Source organism: Paracoccaceae bacterium (assembly GCA_033344815.1).
In the GTDB taxonomy this organism is placed as follows: domain Bacteria; phylum Pseudomonadota; class Alphaproteobacteria; order Rhodobacterales; family Rhodobacteraceae; genus Roseobacter.
The window spans coordinates 353340-377596 of sequence record JAWPMR010000001.1; the positions used below are offsets into that span (position 1 = coordinate 353340).

Consider the following 24257-nt stretch of genomic DNA (forward strand, 5'->3'; position numbering starts at 1 on the left):
GCTCATGCACTCCGCGTATTTTTGGCGTTCATGGATTTCACGTCCAGAACTTCGGGGCTTTGCGCCTCGTGGGGATGTTCGCCGCCAGCATAGACGCGCAGGTTGGTCATGATCTGACGGCTCAGACGGTTGCCCGGCAACATGCGCTTGACCGCGAGGGTCACGACACGCTCGGGGTGCTTACCTTCAAGGATCTGTGCCTTGGTGCGGGATTTGATGCCGCCTGGGTGGCCTGTGTGCCAGTAATGATGCTCTTCGCGTTTCTTGCCGGTCAACTGGATCTTATCCGCGTTGATGACAATCACATTGTCGCCCATATCCATGTGCGGTGTGAAAGAAGGCTTGTGTTTGCCGCGCAGACGCTGGGCAATGATCGAAGCAAGACGGCCCAGAACAACGCCTTCAGCGTCGATCAGGATCCATTTCTTGTCGATATCTGCGGGTGTTGCAGAAAAGGTTTTCATGGACGGTTCCCCGTTTGAGGTGACAGGTCGATGCCGGATCGCACAGACCTAAATTCGATTGGGGCGTTATAAAGGAGGTGCGCGTCACGTCAAGCGCATCCTGTCCTGATTTGTAGTTCAAAAACAGGTGGTTATAAAATAGGTATTATTTTACCCCAAACTCAGACGCTGATTTGCTCCGGTGGATTATCCAGCAATTGGCATAACCGCATCATCGCAGCTTCAAAGCTCTCAATCGAGACGCCTGCGTTGACGGCCATGCGTATAGCATGGGGAGCACGCGCGTCACGACATACGAATTCTTCGGCGGACCTGATTTGCACGCCGACAGTTTCTGCCGCCTGACAAAACGCCCCTGCCCGCCAGCCCAATGGTAAGCGCAGCCACAAAAACGGCACATCCGCCCGCCAGCTCAAATCATACCCGCCCAGTATATTCACGGCACTTTGCACATATTTATCAAAGGCCTGACGGGTTTTTTCGGTCAGATCATCAATCTGCGGGTGATCAAGCAGCAGCGCGCAGAGGTCCGAAATCGGCGTCGCCAGCCCGAAAAAGCTATGCTCGGCCGTGCGGCGCAGGACCGACCACTTCCCTTCGGGTGCAATCGCAAAACCAAAACGCAATGCGGGCGTGATCGTTTTCGCGATGGAAGACACATACCACCCGCGCTCCGGTGCCAACATCCGGTAAGACGGCGCGCGATTCACGCCCATACGATAGCAATCATCTTCAACGATCTGCATGTCATACCGCCGTGCTATTGTCGCGATCTGCTCGCGCCGCGCCACGGGCGTAAAACCACCCGTCGGATTGTGAACCTCAGGGGACGTGCACAGAACCTGCGCATCATGCGATTTGACGATTCCCTCCAGCGCCTCAGGGATAATCCCATCTGCATCCATGGGCACAGGGACAACATCGGCCCGCAGCATTTCCGCCACGCGCCGGAATCCCGGATAGGCCAGTTCCTCAATCAAAACGGTCGGTTTGCGCCCCTCAAGAATAGACTGAAGAACCAAGAGTATTCCATTTTGGCCACCCTGACACAGAACAATATCTTTCTCTCCCAACGGTCCAAGGGGCGTGCCTTCCAACCATCTCAACACGGCCAAACGCGCCGGGCGGGCGCTGTTGCGACTGGGATAGTGCATGATGCCAGACGGCGGGTTCGCAGCGACTTGTGCCATCAGGTGACGGACCAGCTTGTCCTGCCCCACGCAAGGCAAGTGTGGCGAAAACAGACTGACATTATAGGGGTTATTATTTTCTTCGGAGCTGTGCTGGATCACGTCAATCTCGATCGGCACATCTGATACGCGCGCAGGGTTTGGCGATGCCACAAAAGTACCGCGCCCTACTTCCGCCAAAAGCGCACCCTCATCTGTGAGGATCGTATAGGCCCGCGCGACGGTGCCCGGCGTGATCTTGAGCTGCCAGGCCAGGTCCCGTACGGGCGGCAACCTGTCACCGATCTGCAAGGCGCCTGTTTCAATGCCGCTACGTATTGTCGTTACAACCGCCTTGTACTTTGGCCCCTGCCCCTCGACCAATTCCGGCTCCCAAATTGTACCCATTACAATATTCCCCTAGCGTCTTTGTATCAGTTATCGTATCAATACAGTATGGCATATATGCCAAATTGTGTCAATACAATACAGGAGATACCCATGACACACGCAATGACACCTTCGCCTAAAACAATGGCCTACCTGCGGGAGGTCAATACAATGCCTGCGCTTGCCATCATCGCGGTTGAGTTTGCTGTCTGCGTGTCAAAATGGGCTACACGCCGCGAAACCAGACGCACATTGAAACAGCTGACGGATTGGGAGTTGCGCGATGTAGGACTGACACCACAGCAGGCTCGCGATGAGGCTGCCAAGGTGTTCTGGCGCGCGTAACCTCCCCGGTACGCCACCAGACCTCTTCCTAGGCCGGGCTTTGTCCCGGCCCTTTTTTATGGATCACTAGCACTTTCAATACATTCATGAGCCTTTGGTCGCATCAAGGCTCTGCACCCCGTCAAAGGCTTCCATCTGACCAACCTCACCGCCAGCATAAGTTATTTTGTTGCCAGCAAGGCTGTCGCCAACCACGCGCTGCCTTGGACTGATATTTTTATCAGAAGGCAGTGGGTTATCTCATGGGGAGTTCATTGTAGGGAGCAGTTTGCTTGCAATTTTCACCTCAGCAAACTTGCAAAGTCGAAGACTGATGTCTGGCAGAGACCTCTGTGCGAGGGATGGCGTGGGTCCTGAGGCACGCCAAGTCAGTGATCTGCCGGGCATTGACCGGGAATTTCCGGGCGGATGTATACATGCCAAAATGTGGAACGATCATGGCGATGCTGCGCATGAGATGAAGTCGTATCGGTGGGCACGGCAGCGCAAACGCATCAAGCCCGAAGGACGCTGCAAGTCTGTCTTCGCAGGGCTTGAGAAAGGATTGACACCTGGAAAACCGGGAGTCGGATGATCTGTGCAGGCGCCAGGAAATGCGTTTGTGTGTAAATCATCGATTGTTACGTCTTCAAGGCATGGCGGAATTTGTCGAAACACCGGTGTCCTGTCGACCGCAGTTTGTCGGAAAGCGTCAAGCGCCCAAGGTCGACCGGGATCTCCGTATCTTGCTCTGTCCGGGCGATGTGGCTCACCGAGACCAGATCGCGCATTATGAGGGTGGCCCTATGTTGTTCAAACACAGTCTTGGCCAATTGCATGTTGCATCGCTTTTCGTACCGAACGGCATCTTGGCTGAGCTATTCAAGCGCTCGATCCAGCGCATCAAACCGATCAAAGACAAAATTGCGAAAGTCGTGCGCGACCTGCCCTATCCCGAGCGCAAACCGATTGCCTTGCAACGCAGCACAGAGTTCGACAGTTGGCCGCATACCCGAGCCGAGCCCGGCATCCAGACTTGGGTTTGGTCCCTCCCCCGCTCTTGGCAGGTCGGATCCGGTGCAGATACGAACCGAACGCGTCGAGGATAGCTTCCCCGCAATCGCGGTATCTGGTTGGCGGACAGTTACAACAAAAAGCAGATCTGCGACCAATTCGACAACACGCGCTGGAATTGCTTCGGATGGAATACACCCGCAAAGCTGTTCGGAACAAAGACGATGGAAGAATTCGGAAAACGTCCTTACCAACAAAGACTATGGGAGTATGGGTGGGGTACCGCTCCTAATCCGCTTCAAAAACCAGTGCCTGTTTGGCGAGCATCAATTGATCCGGCCGTAGCGCCTCTCCAACTGTTCAAGCCGATAAGCCGTGCGGCTTGTCTCAATAGAACCGCGCCACGGCAGTTTTGTGTTTTCAAGGCAGCACATCAATATCATAGCCTGTGATGGTTCCGGCCTCTCTGGACAGGCCTTCCATCCTCGGTTTATGGATATCTCGTCTTGTACTGTGAGCGTTTTATGACTTCGATCCTTGTGTTAAACGGACCCAATCTGAATTTGCTCGGCACGCGTCAGCCGGAGGTCTATGGCACCACAACACTGGCCGACATCGAAAAACGGTGCACCGAATGGGCAAAAGCGACGCAATGCGATGTGCGCTTTGCGCAATCCAATCATGAAGGCGATTTGGTTGATCACATCCACGCAGCGCGCGACACGCATGATGGCATTATTTTGAACGCAGGTGCTTATACACACACATCAATTGCCCTGATGGATGCGATTGCCTCTGTAGAACTCCCGGTGATCGAGTTGCATCTCAGCAACGTCCACGCCCGCGAGGAATTTCGGCACAGATCCTATATCGCAAAGGTGTCACTTGGTGTTGTTTGCGGCTTTGGTGCTTATGGGTACAGTCTGTCTCTGGATGCTATGCTGGATCACCTGACGCCCTAGCGCTCGGTCACCCAGAATGCTGACGCTGTATTTCCACGCCGGGGGCCGCTGTGAGACCGGAATATCGATTTGTACATGGCTCAGAAAGAAACGCCGCAGTTTCGATCCCTCCGCAATCTATTCTGCGGCCTGCGCATCACCCGGTAACGCCTTTTCGGACATCCGTGTCGGTACTGTGAAGGCCATGTGACCTTCATCCGCAAACAAAAAAGGGCGCATCACTGCGCCCTTCCCCGAAGGTCCTGTTAGAAGGCTCAGCCTTTGACCGCTTTCGCGACTTCAGCTGCGAAATCTTCCTTGATGACTTCGATCCCCTCACCCACTTCAAGCCGCACAAAACCTGTGATGGTTGCGCCAGCTTCTTTGGCGGCGTCACCGACAGACAGATCCGGGTTCACAACAAAGGATTGGTTCAACAGTGTGACTTCGGACATGTATTTCTTCATCCGGCCCACGATCATCTTTTCAATGACCTGCTCTGGCTTGCCGCTTTCGCGCGCAATATCCATTTGAACCTGCTTCTCTTTTTCAACAACAGCCGGGTCCAGATCTGCTTCGGACAAGGACGCCGGGTTCACCGCCGCAATGTGCATCGCGACCTGTTTGCCGAATGCTGCGTCGCCGCCTGTCATGGCAACCAGTACACCGATTTTGCCCATGCCAGGCGCCGCCGCGTTGTGCACGTAGGACACAACCACGTCGCCATCGATCGTGGACATGCGGCGCACCGACATGTTTTCCCCGATGACTGCAACCGCGTCCGTCACGGTTTGCTCGACGGTCTTGCCATTCATGTCCGCCGCTTTGAGTGCGTCAACGTCATTTGCCGACAGTGCGACATCCGCAATGCCCGCGACCATCTTTTGGAAATCCGCGTTTTTACCGACGAAGTCAGTTTCTGAGTTGACTTCGACCGCCACGCCGTGACCGCCCTCGACCTTGACCGCAACCAGACCTTCTGCTGCTGTACGGCCAGATTTCTTGGCGGCCTTGGCAAGGCCCTTGGTGCGCAGCCAATCCACCGCCGCTTCCATGTCGCCATCGTTTTCGGTCAACGCTTTTTTCGCGTCCATCATGCCCGCGCCGGTCGTGTCGCGCAGTTCTTTGACCATAGATGCTGTAACTGCCATCTGAGGTTCTCCTTTGGGAATCGTCAGGCCAGAAGCCCGCTATAAATCGTGAAGTTTGGGGCAGGTTGTCCCTGCCCCGCGTGTCATGGGTATGACGCCGCTTACGCTTGTGCCTCGGCGGCGGGCGCTTCTGCGGCTTCTTCCGCTGGCGCTTCTGCCACAGCTTCTTCGACAGGTGCTTCTTCCATCGCGCCGAGATCAACGCCTGCTGCACCCAATTGCGCGCTCATGCCGTCCAGCGCTGCACGGGCTGCGAGATCGCAATAAAGCGTGATCGCACGAGCCGCGTCGTCATTACCGGGGATAATGTAGTCAATGCCGTCTGGTGGGCAGTTGGTATCCACAACAGCAACAACCGGAATACCCAGTTTGTTGGCTTCTGCAATCGCCAGCGCTTCTTTTTTTACATCGATCACAAAGATCAGGTCTGGGCGACCGCCCATTTCACGAATGCCGCCCAAGGACGCTTCGAGTTTGCCCTGATCGCGCTCCATACCAAGACGCTCTTTCTTGGTCAGGCCGGCAAAACCGTTCTCGGATTGCTCGTCGATGTTTTTCAGGCGGTTGATCGATTTGGAAACCGTTTGCCAGTTGGTCAGCGTGCCGCCAAGCCAACGGTGGTTCATGTAATACTGTGCGCATTTCTCTGCGGCATCCGCAATCGGCTGTTGTGCCTGACGCTTGGTGCCCACAAAAAGAATGCTGCCGCCTTTGGCGACGGTGTCACGGATGGCTTGCAACGCCTGGTCCAGCATTGGAACGGTTTGCGTGAGATCCATGATGTGGATGCCGTTACGTGCGCCGTAAATGAACGGACCCATACGGGGGTTCCAACGCTGCGTTTGGTGGCCGAAGTGTACGCCTGCTTCAAGCAATTGGCGCATGGTGAACTCTGGAAGAGCCATGGTAGTCTACCTTTCCGGTTTTATCCTCGGCGGGGGCATGACACCGTTTGGGGCCAACCGGAGGACCGTTAAGGATGTCTCCCTCAACAAGCCCAAACCCCGCCTGCGGGTTTCAGTGCGCGCCGTATAGGCCAGCCTGCCGTCCATCGCAAGTCCATAACGTCGCGTTTTTTGTCCTATAAGTGATCGCAAAATCAGACCCCAACGCTTGTCTCTTTGGGAAATCGCGTTTTAACTATCGCCAAACCGCCCCGCAGAGGGCGCGACATCAATGTTGAAAACCGGGAGTAACCATGAATTTTGCCTTGAAATCCGCCGCAGTGGCGCTTGCCTTGCTGATCCCAAGCCTTGCTTTATCCGACACTTTGCAGCTCAGCCCGGCCAGTCCGCAACCAAGTGCGGGTAGCCTGAAATCAGGGCTCGCAGTCAAATACGCCTTTAAAAATCATGGCAGCTCGCTTGCGGATGCGAAATCGGTTTTGAAAAAGGCGAAACCAGGCACAGCGCTCGTCGGCCTGTCCTATGACGATACGGTAGCTGGGGACAATGTGCTCACAACCGAGCAGTCTGAAAAAATTGCGGCTGCGATTTCTGGATATATCAAATTTCCCTCAGCAGGCACTTACATGCTGGAATTTCTGGCCAATGATGGTCTGGAAATCAGCATTGGCGGACAGCAGGTCGGGCGCTATGACGGCATCCATCCCTGCGGCTATGTTGGTGAGCAGGAAGTTCAAGTGCCGCAAGCCGGATATTACCCGCTTGAAGCGACGTATTTTCAACGCAAGGGAACCGCCTGCCTTTTGATGGAATGGGGCCCTGATAGTGATGGTTTGGAGCAGGTGCCTGATAGTGCATTCTTCCACTGACGTGCGGAGTTATCTATCCTGCTGATTATCTGAGTGCCCGGCTCTTACCTGCGCCTCACAGGTCTGCGACAGCGACTTGCGCTCATCATAGTCGCGCGCCTTCAAGGGCGGGTGATAGTTTATGGACACGTGCCCCTGCCGCGATGACGCCAACACCTTAAGGATATGGGGCCCAAAATCCATATTCCCCCACCACCCATAAAAGCGACGGTCCATGCCGGGCGGCGCGTGATAGGTGACGCTGACGGGTTGCAGGGACAGGACATCCCGCAGTTCCGGGGTGAAGAAGGCAGCGAAAAGGGAAGACTTGAAGGGAAGCACCTGCAAGCCATCGCTGCTGGTACCTTCCGGGAAGAACAGCAGCTTATGCCCGGCTTGCAACCTTGTCCTGAACAGCGCGGCCTGCGCGCCGGCTTTGGATCGCTTGCGTGTGATGAATACGGTTCCCGTGGCGCGGGCAAGCCATCCAATGCCGGGCCAGCTTGCCACATCTGACTTTGAGACGAAGTAAACCCGCTTTCGCGCATTGAGAACAATGATGTCCAGCCAACTGGAGTGGTTGGCCACAAGCGCACCCTGCCCTGTCATCGGTTGGCCGATCAGATCAATGCGCAACCCGATAATCTTGAGGGCAATTCTGCAGACAACTACCGTGATAAAAGGTGTGATTGGACGTGCCAGACCAAAAACAGGTCGTTCAAACAATCGCAGGAGGAGTGACAGCGCCAATCCAATAGACAGAACAATCAGCAAAGGCACGACACGCAGTGCGAAACGAAACCATCCAGCGAATGTGATTTTTTCAAAGGGGGGCGGTGTGTCGCTATGCCAAGTCGGGCTCACGATCCCGAACCCAGATAGATTTTGGCCTGCCGTTCATTCATGCGCGCCGTGTCAAGGATCAGGCAGACGTCTGTAGTATTAAAAGCATGATCAACAAACGCGCCCTCTCCTACAAAACCACCCAAACGGAGGTAAGACTTGATCAGCGCCGGCACTGACAGCATCGCTGCGCGCACGTCCAAATCACCGGGGGCTATCAGATCCATTGGTTGAAAGGCTTCTGCACGCGCTCTGACGCGTAAATCCGAGGGCGCAAGGTGACGGTGATGCAGCAAAGACAGCGCCGCGGTAAGCTGCGATACATCGGTCCCGTGGAAACTCGCGACACCAAAGAGAACATCGATATTGTGGTCCTGAATATACGCAGCGAGACCGCGCCAGAGGTAGAGCATCGCCATGCCGCCCCGGTAGTCCGGATGCAGACAGGATCGCCCGAGTTCCAAAAGGTTGCGCTCAGAATTCAACAAAACCGACAAGTCGTACTCACTGGCGGAATAGAACTGCCCTGCTGCTGCGGCCTGATCGGATCGCATCACCCGGTAGACACCGACGACTTCGTCGAGGCTGATATCCGTCAGCAACAGATGGTCGCAAAACACATCGAAGTGATCCACTTCGAGGCCAGCTGCGTGATCGACCATGTCACCGCTGCCGCCGAGTTCCTGCACAAAAACCTGATACCGCAAACGTTGCGCCGCTCGCCGATCCGCGTCGGTCTTCGCAAGCGCCACCGAAAACGTAGGTTCAGAGAGCGTTGGAGACCTTGAAGGATCAGTTGGTTTCATAGGGGGCATGGCGCAAACATGGTTAAAAAGACCCACCCTCAAAGCGAGAAGGTGTTGCAGGGTTTACAATGCAAACGTGTGCGTTAAAGTTATGGTAAGGGTTCTCAATCATCAAAGATCGGGACCAGAGCTACGCGAGTACTATCAATGACGACCTTTCCATGGTCCCGAAAATTCACTGTAACACGTGCGTTTACGTTGCTTTGCACCTGCCCCGTTCCCCAGTCTGGAATGTCCGGATGCCTCACAAGCATACCGGGTGACAGGATCGCATTCAAATCTTCCATGGCATATTCTTCCAGCAGGAGACATTAATTGGGCCACAGCAACATTAATCTTGGCGCTTTGATCGGCAGTCGCATTTGTCATGATCTCATATCGCCGATTGGCGCGATCAACAATGGGCTGGAATTGCTCGGGATGTCTGGCGGCACGGGCGGAGCCGAAATAGATCTCATTCAGGAAAGCGTCGGGAACGCCAGTGCGCGCATCCGCTTTTTCCGAATTGCCTTCGGCGCGGCGGGCGAACAGATGATGGGGCGTGCCGAAGTGATTTCCATACTCGATGATCTGATGGAGGGGAGCCGATTGGACGTGGCTTGGGGCCCGCTTGATCCACAACCCCGCACGGGCGTCCGGTTGGCGTTTCTGGCCTTGCAATGCCTTGAGGCTGCCATGCCCTATGGAGGCCGTATCGAGGTCAGCAATGATGGCCAGCGGTGGCTTTTACATGGGCGCGCGGACAAGCTTAACCTCGATGAAATACTTTGGGCGGTGCTGGCGACCAAGGAACCGCCTACAGATTTGCGCCCGGCGCATGTTCAGTTTGCGCTTTTGCCGATTGTTGCAGCGGATGAAAACCGCCGCGTTACGACAGAAATCGCCGAAACAGATATCAAACTGAGTTTTTAAGCGCGCACGGTCCCTTGCCCGGTCACAAGGTACTTGAAGCTCGTTAACTGGCGTGCGCCCACGGGTCCGCGCGCGTGCATTTTACCCGTCGCGATCCCAATCTCAGCACCCATGCCAAACTCGCCACCATCCGCAAATTGGGTGGAGGCATTATGCATCAGGATAGCCGAATCCAGTTCTGTCATGAAGCGACGTGCCGTGGTTTCGTTTTCCGTCAGGATGCAATCGGTATGGTTTGAACCATGGGTGCGGATATGCGCCATGGCCCCATCGAGATCTTCCACCACGCGCGCCGCGATGATCATATCGAGGTATTCGCGCCCCCAGTCATCGTCGTTTGCCTTTTGTGTGCCTTCAATAGCGGCCAGCGTCTCATCGGCGCGCACTTCGACGCCTGCATCCATCAAAGCCATGAGCACGCCGCGCCCGATTGTATGGGCAATGTCCTTATGGATCAAAAGACACTCAGCCGAACCACATATCCCGGTGCGGCGCGTTTTGGCATTCAAAACCACCTTCAGAACCTTCTCCGGGTCCGCTTCCGCATCAATGTAAACATGCACGATCCCTTCAAGGTGGGCAAACACCGGCACACGTGCTTCGCGCTGCACCAGCCCCACCAAGCCTTTGCCGCCGCGAGGGACGATCACATCAATGCTTTCGGTCATGGTCAACATCTCAGAGACCGCTGCGCGGTCGCGGGTTGGCACCAGTTGAATAGCATCTTCGGGCAGGTTTGCATCGCGCAACCCCTGTACAAGGCAGGCATGCAACGCCGTGGAGGAATGAAAACTCTCAGAACCGCCGCGCAGGATAACAGCGTTGCCCGCCTTCAGACACAGGGCTCCGGCATCCACAGTCACATTGGGACGACTTTCATAGATCACCCCGACAACGCCCAACGGCGTGCAGACGCGTTTTATGTGCAGGCCCGTGGGCTGGGTCCATTCGGCAATGACCTCGCCTACGGGATCTGATTGCTCCGCAACCGCACGCAACCCATCAATGATCCCGCGCAGCCGATCTTCGTCCAGCGCCAAACGGTCCATCATGGCGTCCGACAAGCCCTTTTCACGCCCATAAGCGAGATCCTTCTGGTTCGCTTCCAAAATGGCCGCACGTTCGGACCAGACATGTTCCGCCGCGGATATCAGCGCTGCATGTTTGCGCTCGGCACTGGCAAATCCCAAAACTGCGGCGGCTGATTTTGCGCGAGCGCCAATGTCCGTCATCAGATCAGAAATACTGTCAAAATCTTTCATCGTGCTTTGTCCCGTGTTGCGCCATCATCTGCGATCCGGATGGGGTTTTCAGTTCTGTTTAAAGTGCCATATCGTCGCGGTGGATTAAAGCCGCTCGACCCGGATAGCCCAGCAAGGCTTCAATGTCCTGGGATTTCCGCCCCTTGATGGTACTGGCCTCTTGCGCTGTGTATCTGCTCAACCCATGGCCCAGAATATGACCCGATAAATCCGAAATCGCCACCGGATCACCGCGTTCAAAATTGCCCGCGACTTTCGCAACACCGGCCGGGAGTAGGCTTTTGCCGGACATCAGCGCAGCAACCGCGCCTTGATCCAACGTCAGGACGCCGCGCGGCTTCATCGCCGCAATCCAACGTTTTCGGGCCGCTTGCGGGTCCGTATCGGCGGTGAACCAAGTGGCTGTCGCGCCGTCTTCCAGCTGGCGCAACGGGTTAAGCGGCGATCCTTCGGTAATTGCCATCGCACACCCCGCAGCAGTTGCCGTTTTAGCGGCCATCAATTTGGTCTTCATACCGCCTTTGGACAGGCCTGACCCGGCATCGCCTGCCATTGCCTCGATCTTGCCAGTGATTTTCTCGATCACGCTAAATCGGGTCGCGTCGGGATCTTCGGTTGGATTGGCGGAATAGAAACCGTCCACATCCGAGAGCAGGATCAACTGATCTGCGCCCACCGTGACGGCAATCTGGGCCGCAAGACGGTCATTATCGCCAAAGCGGATTTCATCCGTCGCGATGGTGTCGTTTTCATTCACGATTGGCACGACACCCAGCGACAACAGCTGTTCGAGCGTGGCACGACTGTTGAGGTATCTGCGCCGATCCGTGCTGTCTTCCAATGTGACCAGAACCTGCGCTGTGGTGATCTGATGCGGCGCCAGAACTTCTTCGTAGGCGCGGGCCAATCGAATTTGGCCGACAGCCGCCGCCGCCTGTGATTGCTCCAGCGGCAGATCGCACGCAGGGAGTTTCAACACACCGCGCCCCAAGGCAATTGAGCCTGAAGACACAAGGACAACAGCGATGTCTTGAGATTTCAACCACGCAATATCGGCAGCCAGTGAGATCAGCCAGTCCTGTCGCAAGTGCCCGTTTGCGCGGTCTACCAGCAAGGCTGAGCCGATTTTAACGACGATCCGGCGCGCTGTCGTCAGGGACGCCAAGGCTCTGCCTCCTCAGCGGGGCGATGGCGCAAACGATCATCATCAATTTGACCGCGCAAGCTGCGCAGAACTTCGGTAACGCCCTCGCGTGCTACGCCGGACATCATCATCACCGACCCGCCGACAGCAGCCTCGAGCTCTTTTCTCGCGGCCGCGCGTTCCTCATCATCAAGCGCGTCTATCTTGTTCAGCACCGTGATGCGTGGCTTTTGGGCAAGATCACCGCCGTAGGCTTCCAGCTCTGTGATGATGGTCTGATAGTCCTGCGCAATGGTCTCGGACGTGCCATCCACCAGATGCAACAACACAGCACAGCGCTCGACATGCCCCAGAAACAGATCTCCCAAACCGCGCCCCTCGGAAGCGCCTTCGATCAGGCCGGGTATGTCGGCGACCACAAACTCGGTATTGTCCACCCCGACCACACCAAGGTTTGGATGCAAAGTGGTGAACGGATAATCCGCAATTTTGGGCCGTGCATTGGATGTGGCCGCCAAAAACGTGGATTTACCGGCATTTGGCAAGCCCAGCAGACCGACATCAGCAATCAGCTTCAGGCGCAACCACAGGGTTCGTTCCACACCGTCCTGACCGGGATTGGCGCGGCGCGGTGCCTGATTGGTTGCGGATTTGAAATGCAGGTTGCCAAAGCCGCCATTGCCGCCACGCGCCAGTTCGACGCGCTGACCAACTTCGGTCATATCGGCGATGACTGTTTCCTGATCCTCATCGAGGATTTCGGTGCCCACGGGCACGCGCAAAACAATGTCATCGCCATCGGCGCCTGTGCGCTGGCGGCCCATGCCTGGAATGCCGTTCTTGGCAAAGAAATGCTGCTGGTAGCGAAAATCAATCAACGTATTGAGGCCTTCAACAACCTCCGCCCAGACAGACCCTCCTGTCCCGCCGTCTCCGCCATCCGGACCGCCGTATTCGATGTATTTCTCACGCCTGAAACTGACGCAACCGCCTCCGCCCGCCCCGGAGCGTATATAAACTTTGCACAGATCGAGAAACTTCATGGTGGCTTCCTAGCTTGAGGGCTCACTGCCCTCAATCATAGTTTTCGCAAGTAAGTCCAGGTGGGCACGGTTGTATCGCGCGCAACGCTGTAGCTTTCGGCGTCCCCTAGATACTGGAAGCCGCAATGTGTCAATACACGCGCAGAGGCTGGGTTGTCCTGAAAGACGCTGGCAAACATCGTGCTATTGTTCAGCGGGTTGGCCGTGACAAGTGCCTGCACCGCATCAGAGGCCAGTCCTGTGTTCCAATAGGGTGGTCCCACCCAGTAGCCCACTTCGGTTTGTTCCCGCTCCATATTTTCCAGCGAAATCAGACCCATCATTTCGGAACCGCCTGACTTTGTGCCATCCATGGCCCAGATGTCCTCATAGCGTGCGTCCGCGAGGGCACGGTTGATGAGCGCGTCCGTCATGCCGGACGGCACCGGATGCGGAATCGAGGTGGTCATACGCGCCACACGTTCGTCGCTGGCATATAGCTCGATCAGTTCTCGATCCGATTTGCGCAAAGGTCGCAGGTCAAAACGTTCCGTTTCGACCATTGGTTGAAGCGCTATTTTCTTCATTTCCACCGTCATGTCCCTCCTCCGAACAGTACGAAAAGGACCGAGGCGACAGTCAGCGCCGCCAGGGTCCACATCAGATAAGGTTCCAGCGCGGTTCCCGCGACCGTTTTCGCGATTCTGTCACCGGCGAACGTCCAGATCGGATGCAATATGATCTGGCAGAGAAGCAGGACAGCCGCGATGCTTGCCGTGGCTTCCAAAGTGGATGTGCCGGGCGCAACAAAGGCCGTAAAACCGCCCACGATCATGGCCCATGCCTTTGGGTTCAGCGGATGTACGATCAGCCCGGCGGCAAAGCCAGGGGCCGCGCTGGACCCGCGCGCCGCGTTCAGACGCATGTTTGCAACTTTCCACGCCAACCAGATGATATAGGCCGCAGAGACATACTTCAGAGCTTCAAACACCCAAGGTGCACGCTGCGCCAATTCCATAAGGCCAAACCCAACCGGCCAAATCACCAGCTGCTTGCCTAGAGCGACACCCGCCACGAAGGGCAGAGCCGCGCGAAACCCATAGCGTGCACCCGTTGCCATGAGCGCCATATTGGCCGGGCCCGGTGTGCCGACCTGGGAGGCTGCAAAAACTGCAAAGGACGCGATGGCCACACTCATGCACGCGCCTCCCAACTATCGAACGTCAGAGTCATTTTTTGCAGAACCACAAGGCGACCCAGCGACGAGCACACGGCTTCGTCCGTATGCGTCGGGGTAAAGCCAAGTTTGGTCAAAATTTTCTCCGATCCGACATTTCCCAATATGAAACCGGAGTGCAAATCATCGCGGGTCTTGCGAAAATACCGTTCGACAATCGCAAGCGTCGCTTCGGACATATAACCGCGCCCCCAATAGGGCTGACCCAACCAATACCCCAGTTCCGCGTCTATGGCGCAGCACCCGATAATCTCCTCGGACCGGGTAATGGCCAACGTATCGTCATTCTCAAGGTGGCGATCAATAAATTGCTGTGCGTCCTTTATTTGATAGGGAAACGGCACCCGGGTCAGCCAGCGCGACACCGACAGGTTCCCGATCAACTCAGCGACACGCGCGGCATCCGCGCTGCGGAGCCGGCGCAGGACGAGCCTGTCTGTCTGGATGCCTTTTGCCATCGTGTCAGCCTAACGTTTCAGTATGGCAGAAATAAGAAAGGGGACCGGCGGTACTCGCCGATCCCCTGATGTTTCATGTCCTTGAGGAAGGGCTTATTCAGCGGCCTCCGCCACCGGCAGAACCGAAATGAATGTGCGGTTTTTGAGGCCCTTGTGGAACGTCACGGATCCATCAACAGTCGCAAAGATCGTATGATCCTTGCCCATACCAACACCGGCCGCCGGCCAGAATTTCGTCCCGCGCTGACGCACGATGATGTTGCCGGGGATGACAGCTTCGCCGCCATATTTTTTCACGCCAAGACGACGACCCGCTGAGTCGCGACCGTTCCGGGATGAACCACCTGCTTTTTTATGTGCCATTTGGTCTCTCCTTAGCCTTTGGCCAGTTCTTTGGCCTGTTCGATCCAGCCTTCACGCTCGATCCGGCCTTTGAACGACAGTTTCTCGTCCATAGCAGCTACATCCGCATCGGTCCATGCTGCGATTTGTGCGAAAGAGGTTACGCCGCCTTCGATCAGTTTTTTCTCCAGTGCCGGGCCCACGCCTGACAGCTGTTTCAGATCATCCGCGCCGGCAGCAGCTTTTGGCTCTGCTTTTGCTTTTGGCGTTTCAGCTTTCGCTTCGGCTTTTTTGGGCGCTGCTTTCTTGGGCGCGGCCGCAGCAACAGCTGTTGCAGATACGGAACCTGCGCCCATTGCTGCCTTTACGCCGGATTTGTCAGCGCCGGACGCCAGAATGTCTGTGACCTTGATCAAGGTCAGCTTTTGGCGGTGGCCTTTCGTGCGCTTGGAAGAGTGCTTCCGACGGCGCTTCACGAAATTTATGACCTTTTCGCCTTTGATCTGATCGACCACTTCGGCTTGTACGCCGGCATCCTTGACGAAAGGCGCGCCAACAACAATTTTGTCGCCACCCAGCATCAGGATATCATTGAATTGGATTGTTTCACCTGCGTCAGCAGCCAGCTTTTCAACACGGAGCGTATCGCCCGATTGAACTTTGTACTGCTTGCCACCGGTCTTGAGGACCGCAAACATAGCATTTCCTTTGCTTACCCGCGTTCTGTGGTCCCCAAACCCTGGGCGTTTTGGCCAAAAGGCCACCTCGAACAGCGCACTCCGGTCAGAGCGATTGTTTAAAAAGACTTAAGGTCCGGCGCACCGGACCCTATTCGAGCCCGCCAAATGCACCAAGCGTGCACGCATGTCAAGCGCCATCCGGTCAGATATCGTTGCCGACCGCATTCAATGCGACGGCGCGACCGAGGCCGTATGCAATATCGGTGAACATGGCTTCAAAACTGGTGAAAAGCGCGCTGTTCAGCGCCTGCCCTGAAGAGCTTTCAAAGAAGGCAAGATAGGCATCCCGATCTTCTGGTGCCAGAGGCTGATAAGCCAGCAGGAAATAGGCGAACAGCCAATCCTGTGCTTCGGCGCGCAAAGAGGGCTCAGAGTCCCAGACATCTGCAAGAATATCTGCTTCGGGACGACGTAAAAAACCGCCGTCCGATAGTCCGCGGTAAAATTGATAGCTTGTGCTCATCGTGACTGCGACGTTCAATTCCAGCGCATCATTGGCCTCAACCATCTGAGCGACGAACTCTGCGTGCGGATCATCAGTCGTCTGCAACGCGTCATAAGCCTCAGAGGCGGTGGCACGCACATCCGGATCAATCATCGCTTGTCGGGCGGCCATCTCCAAATTGACGATCCTCTGGCCGCGCGCACTGTCGAAAAAATCGACCGCCACTTGCAGATCACCGTCGTCAAGCCCGTCACGCAGTCCGGCAAAAAACATGTCCTGCATCGCAATGGGATTGTACAGACCATCTACCTGACCCAACCAGAAGGCACCGCCCTGCCCGGCCAGCATATCGATGTTAATTTGCTCTGCGTCGCTCAACCCCTCCTGACGCATGATCTGAACCAGATCAGGCAGGCGCAACGCATCCATGAGGACCGTCAGCCGCGCGTCAGCCCAGACCGACGTGGCACAGAGCCAGATCAAACAGGCGGCTGCAAGCCTGCGCATCGCTCAGAGGTCTTGACTGGGTCGAAGAGATTGCAAGCGCTGTGCGACCGCTTCATATCTGTTTGCCATGATTTCAAACTGAACGGCGTTCATTAACTCATACACCTGTTGCATTTTCGGATTTTCCAAAGCATCAGCATATGCAGAAATTTCATCATCAGAGAAAGCCTGATAGGTGTAGGCAGATCCTGACAGAGCCGATCGTTGCATATTCAGGCGAATATCGGCTTCCTGGGATTTCAGGCTTTCGCGCAGGTCTTCTTCCTCCATGCGCAGCTCAATAATCCCCGCAGACGCTGCCGCCATCAAAAAGCGGACCTGAACTTCCTGAATGGCCCGGATGGACGCATCCTCCGATCCAATGGCATTGTTCATGCGTTTGAGTTCTTCCAGACGAGGCGATCCAATTTCCAGCAACCCCGCGACAATTGCCTCGCCGCTTTCGGTCTTGAGCTGGTCGTCATCCTTCAAATGTGACGCATTTTCGGCCACTACCAGGCGCTGCCCGAGGTCAGAGGCGTAAAAATCAACAGCGTGGTTCAATATGTCCTCGTCCAAAGTTTGCGACAGGATATCGATTGCCATTGAATGCATCTGATCCGTGTCAAAGACTTCTTCAACCAAACGGGTCCATTCAGAGCCGAAATCATCCGCCTGCAGACCGATCATATTAGGCGCTGTTTCAGCGGAAAGACGAATGCTGTCCAAAGCAACATCAAACCCGGTTACCTCCATGAACGCTTCGAGGCGATCCAGATTAGATGCGCGCACCCCGCCTGTCAGGGCAACGGTCATAAACGCCGTCATCATGACAAGGGCGCAGTTTCGGATCACTGCTGTCATATCGATCTCCTGCTTTCGTAATGTGTGTTCACGTTTAAATAGAAGCTTAGGCGAATTATACCAAGGGGCAATGAAATTTCCCGTGTGTCACCGTACGGTGCCAATCTCCCCTTGTCACACGACCAAAAGCCGACTAAACGCGCCCCACCAGACCCCCGCGGAGAGGTGCCGGAGTGGTCGAACGGGGCGGTCTCGAAAACCGTTGAGCCTTCACGGGTTCCCAGGGTTCGAATCCCTGTCTCTCCGCCACTAAAGTGTCCTTATGGATTACTGTATTTCTGAAAAACCTAGTAAAATCAACGTGCGCACGCCGCGTTTACGCGTTTTACCCAGCATATCCCTCATAAAATCCCGCATGGATTCCCGCATAGGTGGGGCGGCGGTGATGGAGGATTTTGCATGGGACTGACTTTGGATCGGGGGCGCTATTATTTTGTGATGAATGTGCCCAACCGTCTCTTTGGGCACGTGTTAGGCAAGGCGGGGCAGCCGGTGCGGCAAGTGCGGCAGGCGTTGCGAACGGCGTACCTGAGTATGGCCAAGCGCAAGGCATTCGAGCTGGAAGAGCTGAAACGTTCGGAATGGCATATGCTAGAAATGGGGGAAGACGCACTTGCCCACAAGAAATTTGCTGCTGCCAAACTCATGGCGGAAAGCCGCGGCTTCGACTATGTGCCAAGCACCGTGCTGTTGCGGAAATCGTTTCAGGAAGATCTACCGCGCTTGCTTGCAGCGGCGGGAACCACGTCTCAACCCACCTCGCCGGATGTGGCGGACGCCATATTGTGCGGCGCTGCGGTTGCGCTTCCTCCGCTGCGCAGTGTTCTTGAGGAGTTCATCACTCTCACTAAAACAAAACAGATCCGCAAATCTGACCGTCAGCGGCATCTATGGTGGTTACCCCGCGCGCGCGCCGTGTCGAACTTCGAGCAAGCTGTGCCGAAGCGTTCCAAGGCGGGTATCGACAAGATATCGCGGGAAGATGCGCTTGCCTTTCGGGGCTGGTGGGCGCAGCGGATCGAGACGGGAGAGACGCGGGCTTAGACCGCAAACGAGGACTTTGGTCACCTGGCGCAGATCCTTCGGCAATGGTGTGAGTTCAAAGGTCATGCCAATCTGGAGAACCCCCTCGCAAGGCTCCGGTTTGACAAGGCGGTGGATCCCATAGTCACGCGCCCGCCATTCTCGCCAAAGTGGGTGAAAGAACGGTTGTTGGCACCTGGCGCTCTGGGCGGGCTCAACGTCGAGGCTGCAGATGCGTTTCTTGTGCTCGTCAACACAGGGCTCAGGCCATCTGAGGTGCTGTCCTGCCCGCTGGAAGATTTCTGTCTAGATCAGCCTATTCCCTATTTGCGCGTGGCTCCGCATGGTCGGGAGCTCAAACAACATCACACGGCGCGCGACATCCCACTTTTAAGGGTCTCGCTTGCCGCGGCACAACGGTTCGTGACACGGGGCGGAATCCAGCGGTACTGCGACAAGGCAAATGGATGGTCGAGCCTGGCCAACAAGTACCTCGAGACGAATGGCTTGAAGGAAACACCCGCGCACGTGGCCTATAGTCTGCGGCACTATGTCGAGGATGCGCTGCTCACCGCTGGAATTGATGATCGCGTGCGCGCGGATATTCTAGGTCACAAGTACAAGCGGCCTGTTTATGGGGCTGGCGGTGAGTTCGCGTTTCCGACATTGGACTTTCGGCCTTTGCAAAAGTAGCATTTTCTCGACTGCGCAGCATTTCTATCGTTGCGATACAGCGTATGTCGCGGAAGCGGTCATTGCGAAACGGTTTCCGAGACCTCGTCTGTACCAAGCTTTCGCTGAAGGCAGATCGAATAACCAGGAAGCGGTCAAAGCAATAATTTGTCACTGACCCGATACCTTAAGTCTATTGCTGTCAATTCCGCTGCAGGGAGTGTCCAAGAGAAGACCGTCAGATACGGTTTGCGGAACTCTGTGCTAATCACGATTGTGCCATGCAGAAAATCGAAACACGACAAGGCAGATCAATCGAGCATCTGCCTCAACCGTTCAACCTGTAAAAGTCTGATGCATCCGTAGGCGTGCTCGAGCAGATTCTCGCTCGCCAGACGCTTAAGATGCGCATTCACAGACGGGCGTGACATACTCGACAAGCGCGCCAGATCAGCCTGTGTGATATCGATTTCCGGATGAGGGTCGGCAGGGTTTTGGGAATGTCTCACGCCACCCAGCCAAAGGAGTAATGCGATGACCCGCTTTTCAGATTGCCGCCGAATGGAGTCGTCAAACATGCCAATGGCAATTTCCAGATGTTGACTGCACAGGTGGCCAACCTGTCGCCAAGTGTCGGGATTGATCTTTGCGAGATCGACTAAAGATTTCCGGCTAATGTGAAGATAGCTGGACTTGCGCGTTGCTATGATGCTTCCGGTCTTTTCCCGATTGTCAAAAATCTCCATTTCTCCGAACCAGAAGCCAGGCCGGAAGAGGAACAATGTATGGGGGCCGCGTTCATTTGGCGCGATACTGTATGCAAATAAGCCTGATACGACGCCATACAGCCCGTCTGTGAACTGCCCATACGTGTAGATGACTTCACCTGCTTCGGCCTCGTGAAAGGTCGCCAGTTCCAGAATTTCGCTGGCAAAGTCACCCTTGCGATCAGCGAGCCATCCATTCGTGTACAGATAGGTACGTGCCTGTTTCGCGCTGCTCGGTATCACAAAAAATCTCTTACAATGTCAGTGATCGACAGTATTGATAAATTTGTAGTGCTACGATTGCAAGACAAGGCCTCGCGTCGCTTTTTGTATAGCGTTGGCAAAGTCATGAACCCGTCTGCACCAGAGGCAATTTCTATGAGACGCACCAAAATCAACCTGATTAGTTTCTTTGTGGCTGCAAGCATGTCCTCGGTGGCACCTGCTGCCCTCTTTGCCGACGACATTCCAGTGTACCCTCTGAACGAGGTGTTTTTTGGGAACCTTCATGTTCACACCAGCTACTCATTTGATGGCTACACAAACGGATCGGTAACCGATCCCGTCGATGCCTACGCATGGGCGCGGGGCGAGGCCATCCCTGGCGGCGGTGGCGGGGGCGACATGCAGATCAAAGTGCCGTTGGACTGGTACGCTGTATCAGATCACGCGGAGTACCTTGGCGTGTTCAAAAAAATGGAAGACCCCAACAGCCCGTTCAGTAAATTGCCAATTGCTGAACAAGTCACTTCGGACGACGCGGCTGTCGCTTTCGCGGCATATTCAAACGTGCTGAACGAAATGAGCGAAGGCAAGTCAGACCCTGATCTGTCTGACCCCGTCACCGCGACAACCATCTGGAAGGAAGTTGTTCAAACAGCAGACGATGCCTATCAGCCCGGTGTGTTTACAACTTTCCCCGCGTTCGAGTGGACATCCAACCCAGGTCAGCGAAACCTTCACAGAGTTGTCTTGTTTCAGACATCCCAAGGTGTCCCGGACATTCCATTTTCCGCACTGGACTCAGATAAACCCGAGGATCTGTGGGCGTGGATGGATGGTCTGCGCGAGGCCGGGGCGACCCTTCTTGCAGTGCCGCACAACGGCAACGCAAGCAACGGGATAATGTTTGCGGAAGACGGAAACGACTCGTTTGTAAATCCGATTGACGCAACCTATTCCGAGACCAGAAATCGCAACGAGCCGCTTTACGAGATCACCCAGATCAAAGGAAGCTCAGATACGCATCCACAACTTTCGCCCAACGATGAGTTCGCAAATTTCGAGATCTGGAACTACACGCTTTCAGCAGACGCCAAACCGGGCACCGAAATGGTCGGCAGTTATGCCCGGGACGCCTTTCTGCGTGGATTGGCAATGGAAGCCGAAGGTCGTGGCAACCCGTTCAAATATGGGCTGATCGGCGACAGTGACACGCACAACTCGGCCTCTACAATCGAAGAGGACAACTACACCGGAAAATTCGCCTTCGAGAACACACCGGAAGACCGCCACTTTGGACCAGAAGGCTTCCCCGAGCCGAACAAGAAACAAGCGCGTGAATTTGGGTCAGCGGGCGTCGCAGGCGTCTGGGCCAAATCAAATACACGAGAAGCGATCTACGAGGCGCTATTAAACAGGGAAACGTTTGGAACATCTGGTCCTAGAATTAGACTGCGGGTGTTCGGAGGGTCTGATTTTGACGATAGATTGATGGACCAGCCCAACTGGGTCGAAATCGGGTATGATATCGGGGTTCCTATGGGCGGAGATCTCTCCGTGACCGAAGGCGCCGTGCCTAAACTGGCTATTGCTGCCTTGAAAGAACCACATGGGGCAAATTTGGATCGCATTCAGGTTATCAAAGGGTTCGTCGATGCGGATGGCGCGTTGACAGAAGTGATCTACAACGTTGCGCTGTCTGATGGCCGCGAGGTTGATGCGGAGGGCAATGCGACAGATGTGGGCAATACGGTCGACACCACAACCGCCACCTACACGAACTCGATTGGCGCGATACAGCTTTCCGCGCTGTGGACCGATCCGGAGTTTGATCCAAACCAGCACGCGTTCTATTATGTGCGGGTTCTGGAAATCCCAACACCGCGTTGGTCCACCTATGACGCTGTCAGGCTGGGTCTGGAGATCAGAGACGATGTTCCTGCATTCATCCGCGAACGCGCGTGGTCTTCACCTATTTGGTACACTCCGGAAAGCTGAGATTGAGACAAGAAATGAACATCATCATAGCCTCTTTTTTTCTAGCCACTCTGTCGCTTCCAGCATTCGCAGAACAAAATCCGATGCGGAACGCCTACTTTGGGGAAACCCATATGCATACGGCGATGTCACTCGATGCATATATCGGTGGCGCGCGATTGATGCCGTCGGATGCGCTTAGCTTTGCCAGGGGCAATGAAGTCACAATGCCCAATGGGATCAAAAAACAATTGCCGCGCCCGTTGGATTTTGCAGCAGTGACAGACCACGCTGAATATCTCGGGGAAATGTACACTGCAATCTTCCCTGATGCCGAAGGACACGATCAGCCACAGATAGAAGCATTGAATACGCTCGACTCCGTTGAAGAGCGCGCCCAGTGGTTTTTGAAGTACGTGCAAATTCCAAACCGTACGACCCCCAGCCATACGGATTTCTATACCGGTCCGGCCTCGACTCGAAGCGGCTGGCAGGTGTTGATTGATGCTACGGAAGAGCACAATGAGCCGGGCGAGTTCTCAGCTTTTATCGGTTTTGAATGGTCAGCTGCACCGAATGGCGCAAACCTGCATAGGAATGTCATTTTTCGGGACAGCAATGTGCCAAAATCACCGATCAGCTACATAGAAGTTCAACAGGAAGAACTGCTTTGGGAATGGCTGAATGCTCAGGAACGGATGGGCATGAAAGTTCTGGCAATTCCGCATAACTCGAATGCATCCAAGGGGCGGATGTTTCCTGATACGGACAGCAATGGCGCGCCCCTCACAACAGAATATGCGACACTCCGGCAGCGCTTTGAGCCGTTGGTTGAAATGATGCAGATCAAGGGTAACTCTGAGGTTCACAGGAAGTTTTGGGCGGCTGACGAATTCTCGGATTTCGAGAATGCGGACTCCATTCAGGACAGTTCTGATCGTGCTTTCTCGCAGCGGGACTTTGTACGTGGCGGATTGAAGGTCGGCCTGAAACATAAAGCAGAAATCGGCGTGAACCCATTCAAATACGGGTTTATCGGCGGCACCGACAATCACAACGGGTTGATGTCAGACGTCGCAGAAGATGATTTCATTGGCGGTCATGGGTCCGAAGACAACACAGTGGATCGCAGACGTGCGGCCAGTGTCTCGGGCTGGGTCTCCGGTCGGGATCAGTCCATAGGGTCAATTTCGGGGGTCTGGGCTACAGAAAACACCCGCGCGGCAATCTGGGACGCAATGAAGCGCAGAGAGACATTCGCGACCTCCGGACCACGCATCAAGCTTCGCATGTTTGGTGGTGTAGACCTGAACGCAACTCCGTCTGATGCGATGACGCTTATCAACGAGGGCTATGCGTACGGAACTCCAATGGGCGGCACGCTTCCAACCAATCCCGTGGCACCAACATTTACAGTTTACGCGGAAAAGGATCCCGATGGCGCAAATCTGGATCGCATTCAGATTGTCAAAGGCTGGGTGGACAAAAACGGTGACGTCAACGAACAGATTATCGACGTGGTCTGGGCAGGTGATCGTGAAGTCCAAAGCAACGGCAAATTGCCTTCCGTGGGGAGCACTGTTGACCTTACAACCGCAACCTTCACCAACGACATTGGGTCCGCAACTTTGATGGGAAGTTGGACGGACGAGAGCTTTGACCCTTCGGCAGGTGCTTTTTACTACGCCCGTGCTCTTGAAATCCCAACGCCGAGGTGGACGACATATGAGGCAGTCCGCAACGATCTGCCCCTTCTGGAGGATGTGCCACCCGTTGTTCAGGAACGCGCTTGGGGGTCACCTATCTGGTACGGCCCGACGCAGTAATTT

27 protein-coding genes and 1 tRNA gene are annotated in these 24257 nt (G+C 55.3%); 10 read left to right on the forward strand and 18 right to left on the reverse strand.

The annotated features are described in order from the left end of the window. Nucleotides 1–2: 2 nt before the first annotated feature. Both rplM and R8G34_01690 read right to left on the reverse strand, forming a co-directional pair. Nucleotides 3–464: a 50S ribosomal protein L13 gene (rplM, locus tag R8G34_01685; GenBank protein ID MDW3221595.1), complete on the reverse strand. Its 462-nt coding sequence runs from the start codon at nt 462–464 to the stop codon at nt 3–5. A gap of 161 nt (nt 465–625) precedes the next feature. Beyond that, nucleotides 626–2041, reverse strand: a complete 1416-nt coding sequence (locus R8G34_01690) for a PLP-dependent aminotransferase family protein (protein ID MDW3221596.1) — start codon at nt 2039–2041, stop codon at nt 626–628. A gap of 93 nt (nt 2042–2134) precedes the next feature. Here R8G34_01690 and R8G34_01695 point away from each other — a divergent pair, with 93 nt between their 5' ends. The 3 genes from R8G34_01695 to aroQ all read left to right on the forward strand — a co-directional run bounded on the left by R8G34_01695 (nt 2135) and on the right by aroQ (nt 4323). After that, nucleotides 2135–2368 (forward strand): DUF1127 domain-containing protein, encoded by a 234-nt coding sequence (locus tag R8G34_01695; GenBank protein ID MDW3221597.1) that lies wholly within the window; start codon nt 2135–2137, stop codon nt 2366–2368. Nucleotides 2369–3003: 635 nt separating this feature from the next. Further along, entirely contained in the window at nt 3004–3456 is a 453-nt protein-coding gene (locus tag R8G34_01700; GenBank protein ID MDW3221598.1) for a hypothetical protein, read from the forward strand. A 429-nt stretch (nt 3457–3885) separates the two neighbouring features. Further along, the gene (gene aroQ, locus R8G34_01705; GenBank protein MDW3221599.1) at nt 3886–4323 is read left to right on the forward strand and encodes a type II 3-dehydroquinate dehydratase; all 438 of its coding nucleotides are present in this window, start codon (nt 3886–3888) and stop codon (nt 4321–4323) included. Nucleotides 4324–4577: 254 nt separating this feature from the next. On the opposite strand, the gene tsf is transcribed toward aroQ, so the two are convergent. After that, nucleotides 4578–5453: a translation elongation factor Ts gene (gene tsf, locus R8G34_01710; protein MDW3221600.1), complete on the reverse strand. Its 876-nt coding sequence runs from the start codon at nt 5451–5453 to the stop codon at nt 4578–4580. A gap of 101 nt (nt 5454–5554) precedes the next feature. Next, a complete protein-coding gene (rpsB, locus tag R8G34_01715) occupies nt 5555–6358 on the reverse strand; it encodes a 30S ribosomal protein S2 (protein ID MDW3221601.1) in 804 nt (267 codons plus the stop codon). A gap of 293 nt (nt 6359–6651) precedes the next feature. Here rpsB and R8G34_01720 point away from each other — a divergent pair, with 293 nt between their 5' ends. Further along, nucleotides 6652–7227, forward strand: a complete 576-nt coding sequence (locus R8G34_01720; GenBank protein ID MDW3221602.1) for a PA14 domain-containing protein — start codon at nt 6652–6654, stop codon at nt 7225–7227. A 9-nt stretch (nt 7228–7236) separates the two neighbouring features. Here R8G34_01720 and R8G34_01725 read toward each other — a convergent pair whose 3' ends face one another. From R8G34_01725 to R8G34_01735, 3 genes are all read right to left on the reverse strand, one after another. After that, nucleotides 7237–8070 carry a lysophospholipid acyltransferase family protein gene (locus R8G34_01725; GenBank protein MDW3221603.1) on the reverse strand — a complete coding sequence of 278 codons (834 nt, stop codon included), beginning with the start codon at nt 8068–8070 and terminating at the stop codon, nt 7237–7239. Continuing rightward, nucleotides 8067–8855 carry a GNAT family N-acyltransferase gene (locus tag R8G34_01730; GenBank protein MDW3221604.1) on the reverse strand — a complete coding sequence of 263 codons (789 nt, stop codon included), beginning with the start codon at nt 8853–8855 and terminating at the stop codon, nt 8067–8069. The genes R8G34_01725 and R8G34_01730 overlap by 4 nt, the downstream gene beginning before the upstream one ends. 104 nt (nt 8856–8959) lie before the next feature. After that, nucleotides 8960–9142 carry a DUF3553 domain-containing protein gene (locus tag R8G34_01735; protein ID MDW3221605.1) on the reverse strand — a complete coding sequence of 61 codons (183 nt, stop codon included), beginning with the start codon at nt 9140–9142 and terminating at the stop codon, nt 8960–8962. Nucleotides 9143–9170: 28 nt separating this feature from the next. On the opposite strand from R8G34_01735, the gene R8G34_01740 reads away from it, so the two are divergent. After that, a complete protein-coding gene (locus R8G34_01740) occupies nt 9171–9767 on the forward strand; it encodes a histidine phosphotransferase family protein (protein MDW3221606.1) in 597 nt (198 codons plus the stop codon). Here the strand turns inward: R8G34_01740 and R8G34_01745 are convergent. The 10 genes from R8G34_01745 to R8G34_01790 form a co-directional block, all read right to left on the reverse strand. Next, nucleotides 9764–11029: a glutamate-5-semialdehyde dehydrogenase gene (locus tag R8G34_01745; GenBank protein MDW3221607.1), complete on the reverse strand. Its 1266-nt coding sequence runs from the start codon at nt 11027–11029 to the stop codon at nt 9764–9766. The genes R8G34_01740 and R8G34_01745 overlap by 4 nt on opposite strands. Nucleotides 11030–11087: 58 nt before the next feature. After that, nucleotides 11088–12194, reverse strand: a complete 1107-nt coding sequence (gene proB / locus R8G34_01750) for a glutamate 5-kinase (GenBank protein MDW3221608.1) — start codon at nt 12192–12194, stop codon at nt 11088–11090. Next, entirely contained in the window at nt 12182–13216 is a 1035-nt protein-coding gene (gene obgE / locus R8G34_01755) for a GTPase ObgE (GenBank protein MDW3221609.1), read from the reverse strand. The genes proB and obgE overlap by 13 nt, the downstream gene beginning before the upstream one ends. Nucleotides 13217–13251: 35 nt before the next feature. Then, entirely contained in the window at nt 13252–13788 is a 537-nt protein-coding gene (locus tag R8G34_01760) for a GNAT family N-acetyltransferase (protein MDW3221610.1), read from the reverse strand. A 2-nt stretch (nt 13789–13790) separates the two neighbouring features. Next, nucleotides 13791–14393 (reverse strand): LysE family translocator, encoded by a 603-nt coding sequence (locus R8G34_01765; GenBank protein ID MDW3221611.1) that lies wholly within the window; start codon nt 14391–14393, stop codon nt 13791–13793. Next, a complete protein-coding gene (locus R8G34_01770; protein ID MDW3221612.1) occupies nt 14390–14890 on the reverse strand; it encodes a GNAT family N-acetyltransferase in 501 nt (166 codons plus the stop codon). The genes R8G34_01765 and R8G34_01770 overlap by 4 nt, the downstream gene beginning before the upstream one ends. Before the next feature lie 93 nt (nt 14891–14983). Beyond that, a complete protein-coding gene (gene rpmA, locus R8G34_01775; protein ID MDW3221613.1) occupies nt 14984–15253 on the reverse strand; it encodes a 50S ribosomal protein L27 in 270 nt (89 codons plus the stop codon). An 11-nt stretch (nt 15254–15264) separates the two neighbouring features. Beyond that, the gene (locus tag R8G34_01780) at nt 15265–15930 is read right to left on the reverse strand and encodes a 50S ribosomal protein L21 (protein ID MDW3221614.1); all 666 of its coding nucleotides are present in this window, start codon (nt 15928–15930) and stop codon (nt 15265–15267) included. A 184-nt stretch (nt 15931–16114) separates the two neighbouring features. Then, nucleotides 16115–16924 carry a DUF2059 domain-containing protein gene (locus tag R8G34_01785; protein MDW3221615.1) on the reverse strand — a complete coding sequence of 270 codons (810 nt, stop codon included), beginning with the start codon at nt 16922–16924 and terminating at the stop codon, nt 16115–16117. A gap of 3 nt (nt 16925–16927) precedes the next feature. Further along, nucleotides 16928–17767 carry a DUF2059 domain-containing protein gene (locus tag R8G34_01790; GenBank protein MDW3221616.1) on the reverse strand — a complete coding sequence of 280 codons (840 nt, stop codon included), beginning with the start codon at nt 17765–17767 and terminating at the stop codon, nt 16928–16930. 159 nt (nt 17768–17926) lie between these two features. Here R8G34_01790 and R8G34_01795 point away from each other — a divergent pair. The 3 genes from R8G34_01795 (at nt 17927) to R8G34_01805 (ending at nt 19483) form a co-directional block, all read left to right on the forward strand. Beyond that, a tRNA-Ser gene (locus tag R8G34_01795) sits at nt 17927–18016 on the forward strand. A gap of 150 nt (nt 18017–18166) precedes the next feature. After that, nucleotides 18167–18811: a hypothetical protein gene (locus tag R8G34_01800; protein MDW3221617.1), complete on the forward strand. Its 645-nt coding sequence runs from the start codon at nt 18167–18169 to the stop codon at nt 18809–18811. A gap of 111 nt (nt 18812–18922) precedes the next feature. Beyond that, nucleotides 18923–19483, forward strand: a complete 561-nt coding sequence (locus R8G34_01805; protein MDW3221618.1) for a tyrosine-type recombinase/integrase — start codon at nt 18923–18925, stop codon at nt 19481–19483. 290 nt (nt 19484–19773) lie between these two features. Here the strand turns inward: R8G34_01805 and R8G34_01810 are convergent, their stop codons facing one another. Then, nucleotides 19774–20472, reverse strand: coding sequence for a Crp/Fnr family transcriptional regulator (locus R8G34_01810; GenBank protein MDW3221619.1), 699 nt, complete (start codon nt 20470–20472; stop codon nt 19774–19776). 135 nt (nt 20473–20607) lie between these two features. On the opposite strand from R8G34_01810, the gene R8G34_01815 reads away from it, so the two are divergent. Next, on the forward strand, nt 20608–22449 hold the full coding sequence (locus tag R8G34_01815; GenBank protein MDW3221620.1) for a DUF3604 domain-containing protein: 1842 nt from the start codon (nt 20608–20610) through the stop codon (nt 22447–22449). Between the two features lie 14 nt (nt 22450–22463). Further along, nucleotides 22464–24254, forward strand: a complete 1791-nt coding sequence (locus R8G34_01820) for a DUF3604 domain-containing protein (protein MDW3221621.1) — start codon at nt 22464–22466, stop codon at nt 24252–24254. Nucleotides 24255–24257 lie beyond the last annotated feature (3 nt).

Excerpts from the sequence above, each read along its gene's own strand:
- aroQ (MDW3221599.1), top strand. The coding sequence starts at position 3,886 with ATGACTTCGATCCTTGTGTTAAACGGACCCAATCTGAATTTGCTCGGC.
- R8G34_01720 (MDW3221602.1), top strand. The coding sequence starts at position 6,652 with ATGAATTTTGCCTTGAAATCCGCCGCAGTGGCGCTTGCCTTGCTGATC.
- R8G34_01770 (MDW3221612.1), bottom strand. The coding sequence starts at position 14,890 with ATGGCAAAAGGCATCCAGACAGACAGGCTCGTCCTGCGCCGGCTCCGC.
- R8G34_01690 (MDW3221596.1), bottom strand. The coding sequence starts at position 2,041 with ATGGGTACAATTTGGGAGCCGGAATTGGTCGAGGGGCAGGGGCCAAAG.
- R8G34_01735 (MDW3221605.1), bottom strand. The coding sequence starts at position 9,142 with ATGGAAGATTTGAATGCGATCCTGTCACCCGGTATGCTTGTGAGGCAT.
- obgE (MDW3221609.1), bottom strand. The coding sequence starts at position 13,216 with ATGAAGTTTCTCGATCTGTGCAAAGTTTATATACGCTCCGGGGCGGGC.
- R8G34_01785 (MDW3221615.1), bottom strand. The coding sequence starts at position 16,924 with ATGCGCAGGCTTGCAGCCGCCTGTTTGATCTGGCTCTGTGCCACGTCG.
- R8G34_01730 (MDW3221604.1), bottom strand. The coding sequence starts at position 8,855 with ATGAAACCAACTGATCCTTCAAGGTCTCCAACGCTCTCTGAACCTACG.
- R8G34_01815 (MDW3221620.1), top strand. The coding sequence starts at position 20,608 with ATGAGACGCACCAAAATCAACCTGATTAGTTTCTTTGTGGCTGCAAGC.
- tsf (MDW3221600.1), bottom strand. The coding sequence starts at position 5,453 with ATGGCAGTTACAGCATCTATGGTCAAAGAACTGCGCGACACGACCGGC.
- R8G34_01780 (MDW3221614.1), bottom strand. The coding sequence starts at position 15,930 with ATGTTTGCGGTCCTCAAGACCGGTGGCAAGCAGTACAAAGTTCAATCG.
- R8G34_01695 (MDW3221597.1), top strand. The coding sequence starts at position 2,135 with ATGACACACGCAATGACACCTTCGCCTAAAACAATGGCCTACCTGCGG.
- R8G34_01790 (MDW3221616.1), bottom strand. The coding sequence starts at position 17,767 with ATGACAGCAGTGATCCGAAACTGCGCCCTTGTCATGATGACGGCGTTT.
- R8G34_01800 (MDW3221617.1), top strand. The coding sequence starts at position 18,167 with ATGGGACTGACTTTGGATCGGGGGCGCTATTATTTTGTGATGAATGTG.
- rpmA (MDW3221613.1), bottom strand. The coding sequence starts at position 15,253 with ATGGCACATAAAAAAGCAGGTGGTTCATCCCGGAACGGTCGCGACTCA.
- R8G34_01765 (MDW3221611.1), bottom strand. The coding sequence starts at position 14,393 with ATGAGTGTGGCCATCGCGTCCTTTGCAGTTTTTGCAGCCTCCCAGGTC.
- R8G34_01700 (MDW3221598.1), top strand. The coding sequence starts at position 3,004 with ATGGCGGAATTTGTCGAAACACCGGTGTCCTGTCGACCGCAGTTTGTC.
- rpsB (MDW3221601.1), bottom strand. The coding sequence starts at position 6,358 with ATGGCTCTTCCAGAGTTCACCATGCGCCAATTGCTTGAAGCAGGCGTA.
- R8G34_01745 (MDW3221607.1), bottom strand. The coding sequence starts at position 11,029 with ATGAAAGATTTTGACAGTATTTCTGATCTGATGACGGACATTGGCGCT.
- R8G34_01820 (MDW3221621.1), top strand. The coding sequence starts at position 22,464 with ATGAACATCATCATAGCCTCTTTTTTTCTAGCCACTCTGTCGCTTCCA.
- rplM (MDW3221595.1), bottom strand. The coding sequence starts at position 464 with ATGAAAACCTTTTCTGCAACACCCGCAGATATCGACAAGAAATGGATC.